We start from the raw sequence: 18914 nt of genomic DNA on the forward strand, positions 1-18914 counted from the left end.
CATTCCCGCGAACGCGGGAATCCCGCTTCTGTCCGGACGCTGGAGAAGTGAAGCGGGACCCCCGCCTTTGCGGGGGTGACGACGAAAGGCGCGATGCAAATCTTGCTCGCTAACCCCGCCGCCGCCGCAGCACGATATACAGCGCCCCATCCCCGCCATGCCGGGGATGCGCGTTGCGCACCGCCGCGATATCGCCCGCATGGCGCGACGAGGCGAGCCAGTCCGACACCGCTGCGCGGATCGCGCCGCGCCCACTTTCGGGCGCCCTAGCCTTGCCGGTAATCAGCAGCATCAGCCGCATATCCGCCGCAATGGCCTGGCCCAGCGCCAGGTCGAGCCGCGCATAGGCGCTCGCCAGCGTGTGGCCGTGGAGGTCGATCGTCACATCGGGCTGCACCCCGCCCTTGGCCATGCGCCGGTCCCAATGGCCGTCGAGATTGCCCTTGACCGTGGGGACGGGTGCAGGAGTGAAAGTCCAGCCGGGGGTGGGTTTGGTTGTGCTTCCGCTCAGCCAGTCCTCCCCCTTGATGGGGGAGGCGCAAGACTTGGCCGCGTGCGGCCTAGTCGCAGCGTTGGGGGTGATGGTGCCGCTAGCATCCGAGCTGGAGGCACCATCACCCCCACGCGATTCCTGGTTGGGGATTTGGCCTCCCCCATCAAGAAGGAGGGCTTTACGCGGGAGGGGAGAGGATTTCCTGTCCTTGAACGGCTCGACGGTCGCGATCACCCGCTTCCACAGGGCCGCTTCCGCATCGGTCAGCGGCCTGCGGCTCATCGTCAGCGTGCCTGGGCAGCGAGTCGGTCGTATGTCCCGCGCGGCAGCAGGATCAGCGCCAGCCCCCGCGCGGACATGCCACCCGCAATCGTCCGGGCCTGGTCGCCGGCACCCCAGAAGGTATCGAACCGGTTCGCGCCCTTGATTGCGCCGCCGGTATCCTGCGCCACCCACAGCCCGTTGGGCTCGGCGCGGTCCATCGACAGGAAGACCGGCGCACCGAGCGGAATGAACTTGGGGTCGGCAGCGACGGTGCTGCCCGCCTCGACCTGATAGCCGAGCGCGCCCAGCGGCCCCGGCCCGGTCAGCTCGCGGAAGAAGACGAAGCTCTTGTTCTCGCGCATGATCGCGCGGCCCTCTTCCGGGTTCGCGCGCAGCCAGGCGACGATGCCCTGCATGCTCGCCTGGCCCGGCGCGAGCAGACCGCGTGTCCGCATCAATGCGCCGATGCCGGTATAGTCGCGCCCGTTCTGCGACGCATAGCCGATCCGCACCACCGATCCGTCGGGCGCGCGCAGCCGTCCCGAACCCTGGACCTGAAGGAAGAAGAACTCGATCTCGTCCGCCGCCCAGGCGATGATCGGCGCGCGGCCGTTCAGCGATCCCTGCTCGATTTGCGTCCGGTCATCATAGGGCACGAAATCGCTGCCCTTGACCTTGCCGCGGATCTTCTTGCCCGCCCATTCGGGGGAGAATTGCGACAGGTCGACATCGACCAGATCGGACGGGCGGCCATAGACCGGCACCTCGAACCCCGGCTGGCGGGTGCGGGTGCCCGCGATCTCGGGTTCGAAATAGCCGGTGGCAAAGGCCGCGCCCTCGCCGACCTGGACCGCCTCGAACGCCTCGGCAAAGAAGCGGACCGGATCCTTGTCGCCCCAGGAAGCGGCGGCATCGCAGGGCGCGCGCCAGTCCTCGGGCCGGGTCAGGCCACTCGCATCCTGGCGCGTGGTGACCGAGGGGCAGGTCAGGCGAAATGCGGCGAGCGCCGCGCGCGCATCGTCGGCGGCGATCGGCAGGCTGGCGATTTCGGGACCGCGCCGCAGCGTCTGGCCTGCAGCTTGCGCAACATCGGCGCTGGCGATCACCCCTGCTCCGGTCATCGCGGGCAGCGGCGTCGCGCGCGGGATCACGTAACTGGTCGTTGCCGTCGGTGCGGGCGCTGGGCTGGGCACGCGGCCCGGCGCGGGACTCACCGTCTCATAAGGCAGGCGAGAAGGCGGCGGCGTCGATGCGGTCTCTGCCGAGGGAATAGCCCCCGCGCATCCGGCAAGCGCCAGCGGCAACAGGGCAAGCGCCAGCCTGTGCATCGCAGCCCCCTGCCCCGACACGATCAGGCCTGATCGGTTTCGACCAGAATCCAGTTGGGATCGTTGCTGCGCAGGTCGCGCTGGAAGGTCCACACGTCGTGCGTCTCGACCGCATCGGTCAACGAACCGGCGACCAGCTCGCCATCAGGGCCGCGCACGACCGCGGCGATGTCCGAATCGAAGCGCACGGTAATGCGTGCCAGCGGCGCGTCATATTCGGCATCGACGATACGGGTCTCGTCGATCCGCACCAGCCGGTTTTCGAGCGTCTCGCCACGCTGGTCACGCTGCTCGATCGATTCGGCGAAGCTTTCGTAGACCTCGTCGTCGCACAGGCTGCGCAGCTGCTCGCGATCGCCCGCCCAGAAGGCCTCGAGGATCATCGCATAGGCGGCCTTGGCGCCTTCACGGAAGCGGCCGACATCGAAGCTGCGATCGGCAGCAAGCATCTGGCGGATGCCGGGCTCGGCAGTGATATCGAACACCGTTGAGGTGCCCGGCGTCAGCCCGGCGGGCTTGTCGTCAAGCTGTGGCCGCTCGATCGCGGCGGGGCGTTTGGTGACAGGCGTGTCCATCCCGCGGGTCAGCGGTTCCTGCTCGTGCCCGGTGCGTTTGCCCAGCACCGAATAGAGCCGGAGCCCCAGAAATGCTGCAACCATGGCCAGGATGATGATTTCTACCGTCACAAGACTTCCCGTTTGCCCACCCGTGTGGAACGTGATGCTGCCAGCGCAGCAGGTTGAAAGCACAACATAGGACATGTCGGCCAATATGCAAATCGCTTTGGCCCGATATCCGTTGCGCCGGGCCTGCACTTTCGCGACGCTTGCGCATGCACCGCAGCCCGATTAGAGCGCCGATCAGGACGCGCGGGGCGCGCACGAGCATCGAAAGGGAATATCCATGGCCGAAGACGGCACCGACAACTCGCAAAATCCGGCGCTGAACGGCGCAGCGGGACCGCAGGCGGGCCTGATCTCGCAATATGTGAAGGACCTTTCGGTCGAGAACCCGAATGCGCCCGACAGCTATCAGTGGCCCGGCCAGCTGAGCTTCGACGTGCAGTTCCGCGCCGAATCGCGCCAGCTCAACGAAGAAGTGCATGAAATGCTGTGCACCTACACGATCGCCGCCAAGGCCGAGCAGGGCACCGCCTATCTCGTCGAGCTCGCCTATGGCGCGCTGGTCGGCCTGCGCGGGATGGACGAGGAGCAGACGCGCCGCTTCCTGTTCGCCGATACGCCGCGCATGGTCTTCCCGAACATCCGTCTGATCCTGGGCAATGTCATCCGCGATGCGGGCTATCCGCCGCTGGTGCTCGAACCGATCGATTTCGTCGGCCTGTACGAACAGCAGAGCCAGGATCCGAATTTCGGTGCGGCGATGCCGCCTGCAGAAGGCAACGCCTGATCCTCGCATCCCGGGTCATCATCCGATGAACCTCCTGCGCGCCGTCTCCACCATCGGCGGTCTGACCCTGGTCAGCCGCGTGCTGGGGATGGTGCGCGACATATTGATGGCGCGCTATGTCGGCGCAGGCATGGCATCGGACGCGTTCCTGATCGCCTGGCGGCTGCCCAACCTGTTTCGCGCGCTGTTTGCCGAGGGCGCGTTCGCCGCGGTCTTCGTGCCGATGTTCAACCGCAAGCTGGCCGAAGCCGACAAGGACGCGCCCGGTACCGGGCTGGACGTCGCCAAGGCCTTTGCCGGCCAGGTGCTGTCGGTGCTGGTGCCGTTCCTGGTCCTGTTCACCGCGCTAATGATGCTGGCCGCCGGGCCCGTCGTCTATGCGATGACCGGCGGTTTTCCCGATGGCGGGCCGGAAAAGTTTGCGCTGGCGCGGCACCTGACGATCATCACCTTCCCCTATCTCGGGCTGATCTCGCTGGTGTCGCTGCTCGGCGGCATTCTCAATTCGCTCAACCGCTTCTGGGTCAATGCCGCCGCGCCGATCCTGCTCAACATCTGCATGATCGTGGCCTTGCTGTTCTTCCGCGGCGATAACGAGGTCGAAACCGCGATCACCCAGGCGATTGCGGTCACCGTGTCGGGCGCGCTGCAGCTGCTCTGGCTGATCCTGTCGTGCCGCGCCAATGGCGTGGTGCTCAAGCTCTCGCGTCCGCGCCTGTCGCCCGACGTCAAGGCAATGCTGCTGCTGATTGCCCCTGCGGCGATCGGCCAGGGTGCGATCCAGTTCAACCTGCTGATATCCACCTCTCTTGCCGCGCGCTACCTGAGCGAAGGCGCGGTCTCGTGGATCTATTATGCCGACCGGCTGAACCAGCTGCCGCTCGGGCTGATCGGCATCGGCGTCGGCACCGCGATCCTGCCGATGCTCTCGCGCCAGATCGGCAGCGGCGATAGCGCGGCCGCGCTCAACACGCAGAACCGCGCGCTCGAACTCGCGCTGCTGCTCGCATTGCCCGCTGCCGTGGCGCTGGTCACCGCCGCCGGGCCGATCATCCATGGCGTGTTCCAGTATGGCGCCTTCACCGCCGAGGACACGCTGGCCACCGCGCAGGTGCTCGCCGCCTTTGCCTGCGGTGTGCCGGCCTATGTGCTGATCAAGGTGCTGACCCCCGGCTTCTACGCCCGCGCCGACACCAGGACGCCGGTGCGGCTGGCGCTGGCGGCGATGCTGGTCAATCTCGTCGGCAATCTGGTGCTGATCTGGCCGTTGGGGCCGGTTGGCGTGGGCGTTGCGACGGCTCTGTCGGCCTGGGTCAATGTCGGCCTGCTGTTCGGCGTGCTCTACAAGCGCGGGCATATTCAGCCCGATGGGCGGCTGATCGCCAAGACCTGGCGCATCGTAGCGGCGGCGGCGCTGATGGGTGTGGCGCTCTGGTTCGGCGGGCATCTGGCTGAAGGCTGGATGGAAGGACGGCTCGAGCATCGCATTGCCGCACTCGCCGTCTTGTGCGGTGGCGGCGCCGCGGTATATGGGCTCGCAACGCTGGCGCTGGGCGCTTACCGGCTCAGCGAGATCAAGGGCATGCTGCGCCGCAAGGGCTAGGCGTCCCCTTCCCTTCAGGCGAGAAAGTAAAAGACATGCGCGTCCTTTCCGGCATCCAGCCGACCGGCAATCTGCACCTGGGCAATTATCTGGGCGCGATCCGTAACTGGGTGAAGATGCAGGACGAGATGGACGCCGAGAGCGCGTGCTTCTTCTTCCTCGCCGATCTGCATTCGATCACGGTGCACGAGGAGCGCGAGGCGCGCATCCGCAACGTGCGCGAAATGGCCGCTGCGCTCATCGCCTGCGGCATCGATGCGGACCGCAGCGTGCTGTTCAACCAGGCGCGGGTCCCTGCGCATGCCGAGCTTGCCTGGCTGCTCAACGGCACCGCGCGCATCGGTTGGCTGAACCGCATGACCCAGTTCAAGGACAAGGCCGGCAAGAACCGCGAAGGCGCGAGCGTCGGCCTGTTCGTCTATCCGGTGCTGCAGGCCGCCGACATCCTGCTCTATCAGGCGACGCACGTCCCCGTGGGCGAGGACCAGAAGCAGCATCTGGAGCTGACTCGCGACATCGCGATGAAGTTCAACACCGATTTCGGCGTCGAGCTGTTCACCCTGCCCGATCCCTATATCCCCAAGGAATCGGCGCGGATCATGAGCTTGCGCGACGGCAATGCCAAGATGTCCAAGTCCGACCCGTCGGACATGAGCCGCATCAACCTGACCGACACGGATGACGAGATCGCGCAGAAGATCCGCAAGGCCAAGACCGATCCCGAACCGCTGCCGGACGTCGCATCTGCGCTGGAAGGCCGGGCCGAGGCGCTCAACCTGATCGGTATCTATGCGACGCTGACCGAATCAACGCCCGATGCCGTCTGCGCACAGTTTGCAGGCCAGGGCTTCGGCGCGTTCAAGCCCGCGCTCGCCGAAGTGCTGGTCGATACGCTCCGTCCGATCCGTGAGCGATTCGTCGAGCTCAAGGACGACGAGGCCGCGCTCGACGCGATCCTCGACAAGGGCGCGGAAAAGGCGCGGTCGGTTGCGGCGCCGACGCTGAGCGGCGCGTACGAGGCGCTCGGCCTGATGCGCTGAGCCGCAGCTGAACCTGCGCAGAATTGCGTTCAAACGGGGTTCATTCGCGGCCAGTTAGTCCTATATCCAGAGTCGGACGGCGCAGGGTCGCGCGCGTCCGCCATGGAGAGAAAAAATGACTGTTCGCAGCCGTTTTACCCGTCGTGCAGCGCTGTTTGCGGTGCCCGCCCTTGCCCTTGCGCTTTCGGCCTGCGCCACTCCGTTCAAGGCCGATGTCGCCCGCTTCCAGGCTCTGCCCGCTCCCCAGGGCCAGAGCTTTGTCGTCACCGCATCCGATCCGCGCCTGCAAGGCGGGCTGGAATTCGCGCAATATGCCGGGCTGGTGACGCGCCAGATGAGCCAGCTGGGCTATGTCCCCGCCAGCGATCCTTCGCGCGCCGACATGGTGGTGAGCTTTGCCTATGATGTCGACAATGGCCGCGAGAAGGTCGTGTCCGACGGCTTTGGCGGCGGCTGGGGCGCCGGTTTCGGCCCCTGGGGTGGCCCGTGGGGCGGCTTCTACGGTCGCCGCGCCTTTGGCTTCGGCTTCTATGATCCGTTCATCTTCGGCCCCGGCTGGAACAACGATGTGCGCAGCTACACCGTGTACACCAGCGAACTCGACCTGAAGATCGACCGCGTCGCCGACAACCAGCGCCTGTTCGAAGGCAAGGCAGAGGCCCAGTCGCGCAGCAAGAACCTGCAATATCTGGTGCCGAATCTGGTCGACGCAATCTTCACCGATTTCCCTGGCCGCTCGGGTGAAACCGTCCGCATCTCGATCGCGCCCGAAGGCAAGAAGGTGAAGCCGATCCGCGAGACGCGGTGAGCTTGCTGCCCGCCTGAACTTCCTAGAATCCTCCCCGAGCTTGTCTCGGGGAGGATTTCTATACGCCCGTCGAGCCGAAGCCGCCGGCGCCGCGCTCGGTGGCGTCGAGATCATCCACCTCCGCGAAATCCGCGCGCTGCACCGGCGCTGCCACCAGTTGCGCGATGCGATCGCCCCTGCGGATCGGGAAGGGCGTGTCGCCATGGTTGATCAGGATGACCTTCAACTCGCCGCGATAATCGCTGTCGATCGTGCCGGGCGTATTGGGCACGGTGATGCCGTGCTTGAGCGCCAGGCCCGAGCGCGGACGCACCTGCACCTCGTACCCGTCCGGAATCGCCATCGCGAACCCCGTCGCCACCGCATGACGCTGGCCCGGCATCAGGTCGAGCTCTTCGGCAGCGACGACATCCATTCCCGCCGCGCCCGCCGTGGCATAGGCAGGTACGGGAAGCCCCTCGCCGTGCGCCAGCCGCTTGAGCCGGATCGTGATGGGCGCCAGCGGGTGTTCAGCGGATGACATCGGCAATCTTCTCCATGAGTTTGCGTGCAACCTGGTCCTTGGGCAGGTTCGACCAGCTTTCGACGCCATCGGCGGTGACGATATGGACCGCATTCTCGCTGCCGCCCATCACATCGCCGGAGACGTCATTGGCGACGATCCAGTCGCACCCCTTGCGCGCGAGCTTGGCCTGGGCATGCTCGATGACATTCTCGGTTTCCGCAGCAAAGCCGACCAGCAATGCGGGCCGCCGCGCATCTCTTGCCAGCCCCGCAAGAATGTCCGGATTCTCGGCCAGCTGCAGCACCGGCAGCGCGCCGCCGGTCTTCTTGATCTTCTGCTCCGCGGCATCTGCGGTGCGCCAGTCGGCCACCGCCGCGACCAGGATCGCGATATCGGCGGGCAGCGTCGCATCGACCGCCGCCGCCATCTCGCGCGCGGTCTCGACATCGATCCGCGTCATGCCCGGCGGGGTCGGCAGATGCACCGGTCCGGAAATCAGCTGCACGTCCGCGCCCATCGCAGCGGCGGCTTCGGCAATCGCAAAGCCCTGCCGCCCGCTCGACCGGTTGGCGATATAGCGGACCGGATCGATCGGCTCGTGCGTCGGCCCAGCGGTGATAAGGATGCGCTTGCCGGCCAGCGGCCCTGCCTTGCCTATCGGACGACGCCCCAGCGCGGCCTCGATCCGCTCCATGATCGCGACCGGCTCGGGCAGCCGGCCCGGACCGTACTCGCCGCACGCCATCGCGCCGTCATCGGGATCGACCACCGTCACGCCATCGCTGCGCAACCGTGCGACGTTTCGCTGGGTCGCCGCATGCTGCCACATGCGCACGTTCATCGCAGGAACCGCGAGCACCGGCGTGTCGGTCGCGAGCAGCACCGTCGTCGCCAGGCTGTCGGATATCCCCGCCGCCATCTTGGCGAGCAGATCGGCGGTCGCCGGGCAGACCACGATCAGATCGGCCTCGCGGCTCAGCTGGATATGCCCCATCTCGGTCTCGTTCTTCAGATCCCAGAGCGTGGTGAACACCTCGTTCTCGCTCAGCGCCGCGAGCGTCATCGGCGTGATGAACTGCGCGCCGCCATCGGTCAGCACGCAGCGTACGCTCATGCCCGCCTTGCGGATCAGCCGGATCAGCTCGCACGCCTTGTACGCGGCGATGCCGCCGCCGACGATCAACAGGATATGGGGTGGTTTCATGGGACCCAGCGGTAAATGCTGCGCGCGCGCCGGTCAACGATAGTGCCAGCTTTCGAGCAGGCGAGAGGTGCCCGGGCGGTAGGGCCGGCCATAGGTATCGGCTGGCCGCGTCTCGCCGCAGCGATAGAGTGGCCCTGCGACCAGACGCCTGCGATACAGCGCGGTCAGCACAATGGCATGGGCCAGCGCACACAGCGCGACGCCGATCAGCTGGCCAGCGCGCCCCTCGATCAGCAGCGAACCGTGGGGGACAAAGTCGGACAGGCGAACGAGGCCGATGGCATGCGCGCACAGGATCGCCGCCGCCAGAGCAGCCAGATGATCGCGCATCCGCAACAGGGTGGAACACAAGGACATACGATCCGCCTACACGGCGCGCAGGGCGCGCGCTGTGCGGCAGATCGCAGTCAGGCGAAAATCACGCGGTGACCGCGCGCAGTCCTTCGATGAAGTGCGGGATGTTTGCTTCGGTGAAGCCGGCAATGTTGATGCGGCCGGATCCTGCCATGTACACGCCCCAGTCGGCGCGCAGCGCGGCAATCTGGTCGGGCGTCAGCTGCAGCACCGAAAACAGGCCGTTCTGCTGACCGACTGCGGCCAGATTGACCGAACCGATCGACTGGTAGGACGCAAGCGTGTCGCGCACGCTGCGCATCCGCTCGCGCATCGAATCGAGCTCGTCGAGCCAGATCTTGGTCAGCCCCTCGTCTTCGAGCACGATGCGGACCGCAGCCGCGCCATGATCGGGCGGCATCGACCAGTTTGCGCGCGCCAGCGCGGCGAGGTTCGACTGGATCGCCGGCTGCTGCTCGGCGCTTTCGGTCATCACGTAGAGCGCGCCGACGCGCTCGCGATACAGGCCGAAATTCTTGTCGCAGCTATAGGCGATCAGCGCCTCGGGCACCTGGGCCAGCACGGTGCGCAGACCATAGCCGTCCGCCTCGAACCCATGGCCCAGGCCGTGATAGGCCAGGTCGATCAACGGGAAGAGCCGCTTGGCCGCAACCGTCTCGGCGATCTGCTGCCATTGCTGCTCGCTGTAATCCGCCCCCGTGGGGTTGTGGCAGCAGCCGTGCAGCAGCACCGCATCGCCCGCATCGGCCTTGTCGAGCGCGGCTTCGAGCGAGGTGAAGTCGAGCTTCTGCGTCGCCACATCAAGATGACGAAAGGTCTCGCTGGCAAGGCCAACGGCGTTGAAGATCTGCACATGGTTGGGCCAGCTGGGCGTACCCATCCAGATGCGCTTGACGCCGGCCTTGAGCAGCAGGTCCGCCGCCAGCCGCACCGCGCCGGTGCCGCCCGGAGTCTGCAGGCCATCGATACGGCCTGCCGGATCGAAATCGCCGAGCATCCAGGGCATGATCGCGCGGACGAAGCCCATATCGCCTTCGGGGCCAAGATAGCTCTTGCTGTCCTGGCCATCGAGCAGGCGCGCCTCGGCCGCCTTGATCGCCTTGAACACCGGCGTCGCGCCATCGGCGGTGCGATAGACGCCCACGCCCAGGTCGATCTTGGTCGGGCGTTCATCGGCCGCATAAAGCTTGATCAGCGCGAGCAGCGCATCGGCCGGTTGCGCCTTCAATAGTTCCAGCACGGGTCAGTCCCCCATTTCAGCTTTGAATGTTGCCGGAAAAGCCCTTCCGGCGTCAGGAAAATGCGCGAGCCTCCATGCCGACCGATGCGCGTCGGGGCAAGGCAAAAAGGCCGGCTGCCGCTTTGACGTGCGACAACCGGCCCCGTATTTGCCCATGGCAGTTGCGACCCTGCGGGCTATGTCTGCCGCGAAGCGATCCGTCAGAAAGGGACGAAGTTCCGCTTGCGGGTGAATTTCATGTAACCGGCATTGACGCCGAGGCGCAGGCCCAGCCCCATGCGCACAGGGATCAGCACCACATCGCCGCGGCGCAGATAGCTGGTGTGGAACCCGCCGACCAGATAGGCCGCGCCCTCACCCGCGCCGAAGCGCTTGTACAGGTCCTCGGTGTCGTAGAGATTGTAGACCAGCACGAAGGTATTGCCGGCATTGGCCCCGGCATCGAAACCGATCGACGGGCCGGTCCAGTAAACGGGCCGGTCGCCTTCCACCTTGTGGTGCAGCGTGCCCGATCCATAGCGCAGACCGACGACGAACGCGCCCGAAGCCTCGCGCCCGACTATATAGCCGTTGGGCTCGCCCTGCTTGCGCAAGATGTCCTCGATCAGCCCGGCCAGGCCTTCGGCGCCCTTGCCGAACACGCCCTCGGCCGCGCCGATCAGATCGTCCTTCTGATAGCCGTTGCCGGAAACCGCAGGCGGAACCGCCGAATTCGCGGCAGGTGCTGCACCGTCGGCCACCGGAGGCAGCGATTCGGTGCTGCTGGTGGTGCCATTGTCGGGCGTGCCATAATCATATCCGCCATCGAGCGGCGCCTCGCGCGCCGGCTCGGCCGTGCCGCCGGGGCGTGCGGGCGCCAGGTCTGCATCGATCGCGTCATTGGGATCGATCGTCCTGACCTGGGCCGATGCCGGGTCGGCCATAGGCCCTGCGCCCAGCCCCAATGTCGCCAGGGCGACAATCGCCAGACCCTGTCCGAACCAGCCCATTGCCATGCTTGCCTCCCGCCTGTGCATCATTAACCACAATCGCCGCATTCCTGGACCCAAGACAATGAATGGGCGATGACCCGAGTCGGTGGTGCGCCGACCCGAGTCCGATTTGCGACAAATGCGGTTGAATCGGGCGATTGCGGGCCATCCACAGCAAATGCGCAAAAGCGGAAGCGGAAAGCGAACTTAACCGGTTGATCCCTGCCCCACCCGCCGCTATAGCGCGCTCTGGCCAATCGACCGGCCCCGTAGCTGGGGCAAGCAAGCATCGATATGCTGCCATGCGGAGACGTGGGTGAGTGGCTGAAACCAACGGTTTGCTAAACCGTCGTACTGGTAAATCCGGTACCGAGGGTTCGAATCCCTCCGTCTCCGCCAATTTCCGTTGATTTAATTGATATTTTTTCTTTATGCCGGCTGCGCTCCCATAATAGCTCCCCCAAAGTCGTCTCGCTTGCTAAATCGCGATTTGCTGCACCGACCCAGAGCCGGTCGCTCAAATCAGTGATATTGAACGTCCGCTCAAAACAAAAGCAGCAGGCGGGGGTCGCGACTCGGACCGTCAGGAAATCGGCCTTCACTCGGCGGTTCAAATCAGCTCGAAGTAGTCCCGAAACTAGCCCTCCGGTTCGGACGGCAAAGTGCTCAGGCGCGTTCGGTCCTAGCAGCATCGCGCCAATAAGGCTTGGCAAGAGACGTACGAAACTGTCGCATTAGCCGCTTAGCTGCAGCATCCTCAATATGAAGTCGAATGCAGTGCGACGTTGAAACATCGATTTCAGTGCTCGTGCCACGCAGCCCTGCCAAGATTGGGGCTTTTGCGATTGCGAGCGTATTCGCCTTCCCGAACAATTTGTGGCTTTCGATATGGGCGAGATAAGCTTCGATGTCCCGGTCTAGGTTTTGTCCAAAGAGAGCGGGCAGCGTCTCAAGCGTTTGCAGCGCGGAGTCGCCCGAGAACTCCGAACCAAGATGTTCGAGGTCCTCGAAAACTTGGTCGGGGTCGACCACAACATGCATCGCCTGGAAGAGCAACTGGCCGAGCCGGGCGACGGCAAGAGTGACTTGGACATTCGACGCATCGGGCCGTTGACTAACCTCATGATAATAGAGGCCGGCACCGGCGAACCCGTCGCCCATTGCCGGCTCGTCACGCACCAGGTCCATGAGTTGGGGTACGACCAAACTCCAGACCCCACTGACCGCTGGTCCCTGGTCCTCGGTGAAGAGCGAGGGAACGTTGATCAGCGTCGCCCGGCCTGCTGCTGCAAGGGCACGGATTCGTGACGCATAAGGCTGACGCATGGCAGCGCCATTTTCATCGAGCAGCAGAATATAATGAATCTGGTCTAGACCTTCGGCATCGAATCCCTCGACGATCTCGCAGACCGCGCGACCGGAGACGACTGTGTCGATGAACAGAAAGCGCTCACTTTCCATCCGCCATTCGAGCGAGTCATGATAGCCGACCCGGCATACTTCATCGCGCACGAAACGAAAAAAACGGTAGTGTGGATCGTCAACTTGTCGCCGCACAATTGCTGCAACGACCCGCGTCCAATACCGCCGGATATGCGCAGATTTCAAGCCCTTGACACCGATCCGCCCTGCGTCGGCAGTAAAAGGCATATTAAGTGCAAGCGTCAGGGGACCAGAGCGTGCGGGCATGCCTTTAATGATACGTTCGCTCTGCGGCATGCAGGAGATAACGAGCCGGCGGTAATAGGATTCGGCAATCCGCAGAAAGGGCACCGCTCCGCGGCTTGGCACGATCATACACTTATAGCCGTCGTTGCTCAGGCGCTGTGCCGCGCGGGCGACATCGATTCCGGCCTTGGCGTACGCCAACACGTTTGGCCTGTTGATGATGTCCCGCAATGCCATCACGGGCTTATATCGAACCTTGTGTCGTCGCGCACTACCGTACGCCACGTCAGCGGGCGGCTTTCAAGGCTGTGATGCCGCTTAGCCCTGAGCGAATGCGACGCACCCGCGCCCTGCTAGCCGTGACTAAGCACTGCGCGGCGAGGTCGGTTAGAAAGGGGGCGGAACAAGAGTCCCCTCGGTCATTGCGCTCAGTACCTATGGAAAAGTCGACCGACCTGCCCTGACGACCGCCTCGACCATCATCGCGTGATTCACGATGCTGATCCTCCAGTGGTTTCGAGCAACCGTTGGCAATCCGAGCTTTCGCCGATGAGGACAAAATGGTCAGGAAACGCTCAAACGGATACCAGCTTCTTTAAGCGTGCGGCAGAATCCGGTCGATGTAAAATTCATACCCTGCGTCACGCTTCACGCCGCGCGCCGCGGCCACGGATCGCTTGGCTTTGTCGAAGAAAAGGCGCTCGCCGTTGACGACAATTTCGAGCGAGACCTCGTGCCCCATTGGCAGATTGGGTACGTAAATGATGATGCGCTCGGCGAGGTGGATGACGCCGCCCGCGTCCCGTGCGGCAGCGGGCCGATGCTCGCTCGCGACGGGCACTTCGTCAGAATACAGGTGGTCCTGGTCAAAAACGCGAATCAAGACCTCGACAGGCTCCCCAGCCGGGACTGGCAGAGGCTTTGGGAGCAGCAGATAAACCCAGGGGTTGTGACCATATCGGGGCCGCATCTCCCCAAATCCCATTGTCTTCCAAAAGCCCAGTGAGGTCGATGGCGAGCACTCACCCTGGATCACCACCATGTCTGCCATGCGGGCACGATCGATTCCCCACTGTGCGAGCATCCGACCGTGGCCTTTGCCGCGCCGATCCGGCCGCGTCTCTTGAATCGCGATCTCGCCCGGCTTGCCCAGCGCAAACGCCACAATCTCTCCTGCCTCGCGGAGCACAAAGAGCTCGCCTTCCTCTTGCCCCTTCGAGATCAGGTTGCGATTTCCATGAAAGGTCGGGTTGCCGGCTGCCGCTTCGGCAGCGAGCCAAGCAAGGATTATCTCAAGATCACTTTGTGTCGCGCATTCAATAGTCATTGCGGCGTCTTGCCCAGTTTTTGGTGGTCTGCAAAGCGTCCCAATTGCTGGATTAGCGATCGTCAAGCAGACTATAAGCTGATCATGCCTAGCACATCCGCAATAGATTCGCTTCTTTTCCGTCATCTCACTAATCGCGCGCAGCCTTCGATCGCGCACCCCACGGCAGACCGGTTCGATTTTGACGACTGGATGACGGTTTTGCCTCAGGGCTATAGCGATCGTGACGAGACGCTGATCCGCACCGCCCTCATCGTAAATGAGCAGGTTCGCAAGCTGCGCGACGACTATATCTCCAAGGCCTTCGTCCATATGTCGCCGTCCCAGCTCGTGATGCTCGCGATCGCCTTAGCCAACCGCGGCTTCCTCCTCATCCGCCACAAGATGCATGAAGCACTAAAAGAACACGCTGCGACGGCGAAGGTGGCGCATTTCTCGGCAATGAGCCAAGTCGAAATCATTAGCCACCAGGGAGCATCGCCCCAAGCGGCGGCTGATCTCAACACCACGATGATCGACAGTTTGCCACACTGGTTCGCTGCAGCCGCTAAACTCGCGGATAAGCCTGAAGAGGATCAAGACTTCTCGGAAGCGGGTTTAAAGGGGGAAATGTTATTCTCGTTGAACAATAGTTTCCGCGAGGTATGGCAACAGGTGCTCTGGGCCCCTTGGGAGATCGAGAACGCACAGCGCCAGGTGCTCGTCAGCCCACTTCACCCGGCAGAGGAGGCGATGTGGCGGATCTGGGACTGGCGTGAGCAGTCGCTGCTCCACCAAGGCGCCATCCTGAATCGCCATATCGAGCGACGGTACCCGCAGGCAACAAAACCATCTCCGATCCCTACGACGGTGCGCACATTCACAGCCGGAAGTCCGCCAACGATCGAGCTAGGGGTCCCGACCGCCGAACAGTCCATTAAGCACCGATCGGCGTTGGACATACTCAATGACAGCTATGTGGCCATTTTTCTCGATCAGCAACTAAACGTCGATGGCGTAACACCCCGCCTGCTTGCGCATGCGACGCTGCTGCTCGAGGATTTGCTCGATGCCGCATTACCCAACGAGCCTGACCCGGCACGAGCCGATCAGGCTTGGATACAGCGCATGTCTTGCTGCATCCCGCGTGGGAGCATCGTCGAGGTGATTGCGAAGACACTTAGCATAGCGGATCCGATGGCCAATGCAGTGATTCATTCGCTGACCTCTGACCCTTGGGGACCACTCGCCAAGCTTTTCAACCCGGGCCTCTGGCATCGCCCGTTGATCGCAACGAAATGTGGTGCAGACCTTATGATTGTGGCGGGCGCGCTAGCTTGGGGCTCGCCTCTGCGCGCGGTTGAGCGCTGGCTCCAGGAAGGCAAGGGCGCTGACCTGTCCAAGACCAGCAACGGCGAACGCTATGAGCGGGAGCTGCGTAATAGGGTGAGCAAGGCGCTCGCCGGTAATCCCATACTTAGTCCATTCGCAAGCGAGGTCAGGCACATGCCGGCGGGCCCCGATTGCGAGGAGATCGATCTCATTGTTTGCGTGGGCAAGACCCTGATCGTTGGCGAGGTCAAGTGCTTCCTCAAGCCCACTGAGCCCAGCGAGCGCTACGACTATCTGCGCAAACTCGAGGAGGCCGCCGCCCAGGCGAGGCGCAAGGCCGAATGGCTGAGCGCGAACCCACAGGCCATCGGCGCCACACCAATCGCCGATATCCGCTTAATGCCCTTGGTAATCGTCAACCAGAGCAATGGTGCTAGTTGGAGCTTCGACGGTTGCGCGGTGGTCGATGCGAAATGGTTCGAACTCTTCCTGTCGAGCGGCGAATATCACAGCGCCGCCGCGCTGTCGCTCGACGGCTCAGCCGATCCGGTATTCACCGCGGCTCAGCTTTACACGAGCCTCGAAGAAGCAGAGCAGGCCATGCCGGCGATTTTCGAAGACCACCCAGGGCTCAGGCTTTTCCGCGCGGCGGTCGACTGGTCCGCCGCGAGGATCCCACTTGCCGATCGACGGACACTTTTCATGGCTCATCCAGTGATGAATATCGAGCGTTATACGGCCAATTTTGCGGTGCCGTAGGCCGTAGTCTGGCCTCGCTCGCAGCCGATCGTCAGCCAGACGCCAGCTACTGAAGAAAGCGACTATGGTTGGGCCAGGCCGGCAGGTCGAAACTTGGGTAGTTTGGTAGGCGCCGTGCGCCGATTGCCGGGGTTGGCTAATTGGACTAGCGGTCGGTTGTCGCTCGAAAGCAAAAAAGGAAACGCCTTTTCGTTCCCGCCGCGCCGAGCATATCGGCTCTAAGAGGGGCTAGCGATGTCGTCCAATTTGACGAGGAAAGGGGAGAGCCTCTTGCGAAACTCTCCCCGAGCACCTTGCGGTGTAATTCCAAAAGGCCGTTAAGCCGAGCAGCCGAAGCTGTGAGTTCTATATAGGCTAAAGACGTTAAAATTCAACTCGCGGTTGAGCCCTAAGTCCCTGATTTCAGCCATTCCTAGCCGGTCTGATCACTAAGCAGCATGGTCGCTTGTTATTTGATATCCTTGACATGTTTCTGTGTGCTTGAGAACTTTGAAGACCTTGATTGCCTTGAATCCCTTGATGGGGACAGATAGACGTGCTACCACACCCGCATGGAACGATCGAGAAATGCGCCTTTGGACGGTTCGGCGTCCCATGAAGCCGAATCAGTCGGTGCCGATCGCATTCGGGGGAAGGGGCGAGGCGGCAACTTCTTTGCCATCGATCGTGCAGCCTGGGAACGCTTGTGGGAGGTCGAGACCGGCAACAGGCTGAACCTCGTCACCGCATATATCGTGCTGCTTGCCGGCACCGGCAGCGACCATCAGCTCAGCAAATGGTCGACCAAGGCTTGCGAACAGCATACGGGAATGGGCAAGCCAAGGGCCAAGGTCGCGATCGACGAGCTGATCCAGCATGGGTTCGTTTCGCACACCGAACGCTCGACGAAGCTCTATCCACAATATCGCCTGCAGCCCATCGCTCCCGACAGCGACCCCGTCTTTCTGCCGGTCGCGTTGGTAACGGGCATTGAAACTGAGGCTTCAATGCTTCGCCGTGTCCGCGAAACCGGCGACGCGCTCTTACTGCGAATGCTGGTGGACCTCTATGGCTTGGTCCAGCTCGATGCGACATTCGGTGTGCCGATCGACGCGTTGAGCCAGACCCCGCCCGAGGCTTATCCTACCCGAAAGGTTTTTGAGATCGGCATCCATTCCGTCTGGGCACTTCGCCTTGTCGGTGGGTCAAAGTCTGCAAAGGGTGACTGGGCGAGTTATCATCGCTCGAAGAGCCGCAGCAAGGATGGAGTCTGGGAGGATTTCTGGGCGCGGGTGGCGATGCTCGAGAAGATCGGGGCCATCTGGTATGAAGCATGGATCTTCGACAGCGAGGAATCGGATGCCGAGCCGCTGTTCCCAGTCGATCCCGCCGCCCTGTATCATCAGGGTGAGGGTGACGATGTCTATCAGCTCACCCGCACGATGCTCGACGCTGCGGCTAACCTTTCGGAAGAGCGCAGCAACCTGCTCGAACGCTATGGCATCGACATGCTTGTGACGCTGGCGCAGCATCGTCGCGCGCCGGGCATCCGGGGCGTGGCGCGTATGCGGATCGAGGCTGATACTCCGGGTCGTCGCCTTTCCTATTATAAGCGCCGAACCCAGATCGAGATTTACGAAGCAGGCTACACCCAGATCGCGCTCGATGCGCTGCGGGGTGAATATGGTCGGCCGATGAATACGGCCACACCGCAATAGGACAACCAACCGTCGGGGAAAAGCAGCCTTTCCATGCCCAATGACGTTAACTCAGAAGATCAACCAAGTATGGCAGTACCCTTCCCGACCGAAGCCGAACTGTTCGCAGCAGGCTATGTGGCGATCCCGACCGAGGAAGAATTATTGGCGCAGGGCTATGTGCCGATCGACTTCTCAAACATGCCGGACGTAGCCGATTTGGTCACGGAAGCCGGGCACCCTTTCCCGTTTCATCACGAAATAATAAAAGCAGGTTATGTGCCGATTAGTCGCCGCGAACGGCGTATCGTAAGTCGTCCACGCATGGGACAGATGTATTGGATCGATTTTCCGCACGACGCCTATGCGCCCGAGTTCGTGAACGAGCACCCTGGCATCGTCATTCGGGCGGCCAATTCGTTACATGACACCTGCATTATCCTGCCCGTCACGAGCGCGCAGCAAAAGGCCGGGACGAACTTTCATCAGCTCTCCAAGAATCCCAACCCCAAAGGGCAGGCCGAAGGGCGGATAGCCTATGTGGTCTGCGACCATCTCTACACAGTCAACATCAACCGCCTCCGCCCATTGGTCCACAATGGAAAGGCGGTCTTCCCCAAGGTCGAACCAAACGATCTGACAGCGATTTTCGTGATCGTGCAAAAGGTTCTAGGCGCAGCATTCGCACCTGCACGAACTGCCGTAGCGGCGGGGGCCGCGCCGGGTCAAGCACAGCCGGCCGCGCCTCCAAAGCCGCTGGGGCCTAACACCCTGACGCTGAAAAAGAAGTAGGCGGGAACGTCTGGCTGGGCGGAAGAGCGGCTGCAACCCTACTATCGTTCAGCCACGCGACCACGCTTGTCGCGGCGCTACGCGAATAGTCCTATGTATAGCCGTGTTTCGTTGCTGTTCGTCCGCGCAGGTGGTCGTCTCGATCAGTACCCGGAGAGCGG

General features: G+C 63.1%; 17 protein-coding genes and 1 tRNA gene. 8 read left to right on the top strand and 10 right to left on the bottom strand.

Annotation, left to right across the window (positions count from 1 at the left end; all coding sequences use genetic code 11):
- Positions 1-109: 109 nt before the first annotated feature.
- Genes FG486_RS04795 through FG486_RS04805 form a run of 3 tightly spaced genes read right to left on the bottom strand, consistent with a single transcriptional unit; the run spans position 110 to position 2771 of the window.
- Positions 110-775, bottom strand: coding sequence for a Smr/MutS family protein (locus tag FG486_RS04795; RefSeq protein WP_181266633.1), 666 nt, complete (start codon positions 773-775; stop codon positions 110-112).
- Between the two features lie 2 nt (positions 776-777).
- Entirely contained in the window at positions 778-2085 is a 1308-nt protein-coding gene (gene mltA, locus FG486_RS04800) for a murein transglycosylase A (protein ID WP_181266634.1), read from the bottom strand.
- A gap of 23 nt (positions 2086-2108) precedes the next feature.
- Positions 2109-2771: a Tim44/TimA family putative adaptor protein gene (locus FG486_RS04805; protein ID WP_181266635.1), complete on the bottom strand. Its 663-nt coding sequence runs from the start codon at positions 2769-2771 to the stop codon at positions 2109-2111.
- Positions 2772-2988: 217 nt separating this feature from the next.
- On the opposite strand from FG486_RS04805, the gene FG486_RS04810 reads away from it, so the two are divergent.
- From FG486_RS04810 to FG486_RS04825, 4 genes are all read left to right on the top strand, one after another.
- On the top strand, positions 2989-3495 hold the full coding sequence (locus tag FG486_RS04810) for a protein-export chaperone SecB (RefSeq protein WP_066284001.1): 507 nt from the start codon (positions 2989-2991) through the stop codon (positions 3493-3495).
- A 25-nt stretch (positions 3496-3520) separates the two neighbouring features.
- Positions 3521-5098, top strand: coding sequence for a murein biosynthesis integral membrane protein MurJ (murJ, locus tag FG486_RS04815; RefSeq protein WP_137775844.1), 1578 nt, complete (start codon positions 3521-3523; stop codon positions 5096-5098).
- 35 nt (positions 5099-5133) lie between these two features.
- Positions 5134-6138, top strand: coding sequence for a tryptophan--tRNA ligase (gene trpS / locus FG486_RS04820; RefSeq protein WP_181266636.1), 1005 nt, complete (start codon positions 5134-5136; stop codon positions 6136-6138).
- A 115-nt stretch (positions 6139-6253) separates the two neighbouring features.
- Positions 6254-6946, top strand: a complete 693-nt coding sequence (locus FG486_RS04825; RefSeq protein ID WP_060978531.1) for a DUF4136 domain-containing protein — start codon at positions 6254-6256, stop codon at positions 6944-6946.
- 58 nt (positions 6947-7004) lie between these two features.
- Here the strand turns inward: FG486_RS04825 and dut are convergent, their stop codons facing one another.
- The 5 genes from dut to FG486_RS04850 all read right to left on the bottom strand — a co-directional run bounded on the left by dut (position 7005) and on the right by FG486_RS04850 (position 11238).
- On the bottom strand, positions 7005-7469 hold the full coding sequence (dut, locus tag FG486_RS04830) for a dUTP diphosphatase (RefSeq protein ID WP_137775843.1): 465 nt from the start codon (positions 7467-7469) through the stop codon (positions 7005-7007).
- Complete coding sequence (coaBC, locus tag FG486_RS04835; RefSeq protein WP_181266637.1) at positions 7456-8655, bottom strand: bifunctional phosphopantothenoylcysteine decarboxylase/phosphopantothenate--cysteine ligase CoaBC; 1200 nt, start codon at positions 8653-8655, stop codon at positions 7456-7458. The genes dut and coaBC overlap by 14 nt, the downstream gene beginning before the upstream one ends.
- Before the next feature lie 33 nt (positions 8656-8688).
- On the bottom strand, positions 8689-9012 hold the full coding sequence (locus FG486_RS04840) for a hypothetical protein (protein WP_181266638.1): 324 nt from the start codon (positions 9010-9012) through the stop codon (positions 8689-8691).
- 61 nt (positions 9013-9073) lie between these two features.
- Positions 9074-10249 carry an aromatic amino acid transaminase gene (locus tag FG486_RS04845; RefSeq protein WP_181266639.1) on the bottom strand — a complete coding sequence of 392 codons (1176 nt, stop codon included), beginning with the start codon at positions 10247-10249 and terminating at the stop codon, positions 9074-9076.
- A gap of 200 nt (positions 10250-10449) precedes the next feature.
- Positions 10450-11238, bottom strand: coding sequence for a DUF1134 domain-containing protein (locus tag FG486_RS04850; RefSeq protein WP_181266880.1), 789 nt, complete (start codon positions 11236-11238; stop codon positions 10450-10452).
- Between the two features lie 288 nt (positions 11239-11526).
- Here FG486_RS04850 and FG486_RS04855 point away from each other — a divergent pair.
- Positions 11527-11619 (top strand) — tRNA-Ser (locus tag FG486_RS04855).
- A 267-nt stretch (positions 11620-11886) separates the two neighbouring features.
- Here the strand turns inward: FG486_RS04855 and FG486_RS04860 are convergent.
- Both FG486_RS04860 and FG486_RS04865 read right to left on the bottom strand, forming a co-directional pair.
- A complete protein-coding gene (locus tag FG486_RS04860; protein WP_181266640.1) occupies positions 11887-13125 on the bottom strand; it encodes a hypothetical protein in 1239 nt (412 codons plus the stop codon).
- Positions 13126-13483: 358 nt separating this feature from the next.
- Positions 13484-14215 carry a GNAT family N-acetyltransferase gene (locus tag FG486_RS04865; RefSeq protein WP_181266641.1) on the bottom strand — a complete coding sequence of 244 codons (732 nt, stop codon included), beginning with the start codon at positions 14213-14215 and terminating at the stop codon, positions 13484-13486.
- Positions 14216-14299: 84 nt separating this feature from the next.
- Between FG486_RS04865 and FG486_RS04870 the strand changes: the two genes are divergently transcribed.
- The 3 genes from FG486_RS04870 to FG486_RS04880 all read left to right on the top strand — a co-directional run bounded on the left by FG486_RS04870 (position 14300) and on the right by FG486_RS04880 (position 18753).
- Positions 14300-16285 (top strand): hypothetical protein, encoded by a 1986-nt coding sequence (locus tag FG486_RS04870; RefSeq protein ID WP_181266642.1) that lies wholly within the window; start codon positions 14300-14302, stop codon positions 16283-16285.
- 575 nt (positions 16286-16860) lie between these two features.
- Positions 16861-17982 (top strand): hypothetical protein, encoded by a 1122-nt coding sequence (locus FG486_RS04875; protein ID WP_181266643.1) that lies wholly within the window; start codon positions 16861-16863, stop codon positions 17980-17982.
- A 33-nt stretch (positions 17983-18015) separates the two neighbouring features.
- Positions 18016-18753 (top strand): type II toxin-antitoxin system PemK/MazF family toxin, encoded by a 738-nt coding sequence (locus FG486_RS04880; protein WP_181266644.1) that lies wholly within the window; start codon positions 18016-18018, stop codon positions 18751-18753.
- Positions 18754-18914: the final 161 nt, after the last annotated feature.

The sequence above is a fragment of the Blastomonas ursincola genome (genome assembly GCF_013607875.1).
In the GTDB taxonomy this organism is placed as follows: domain Bacteria; phylum Pseudomonadota; class Alphaproteobacteria; order Sphingomonadales; family Sphingomonadaceae; genus Blastomonas; species Blastomonas ursincola.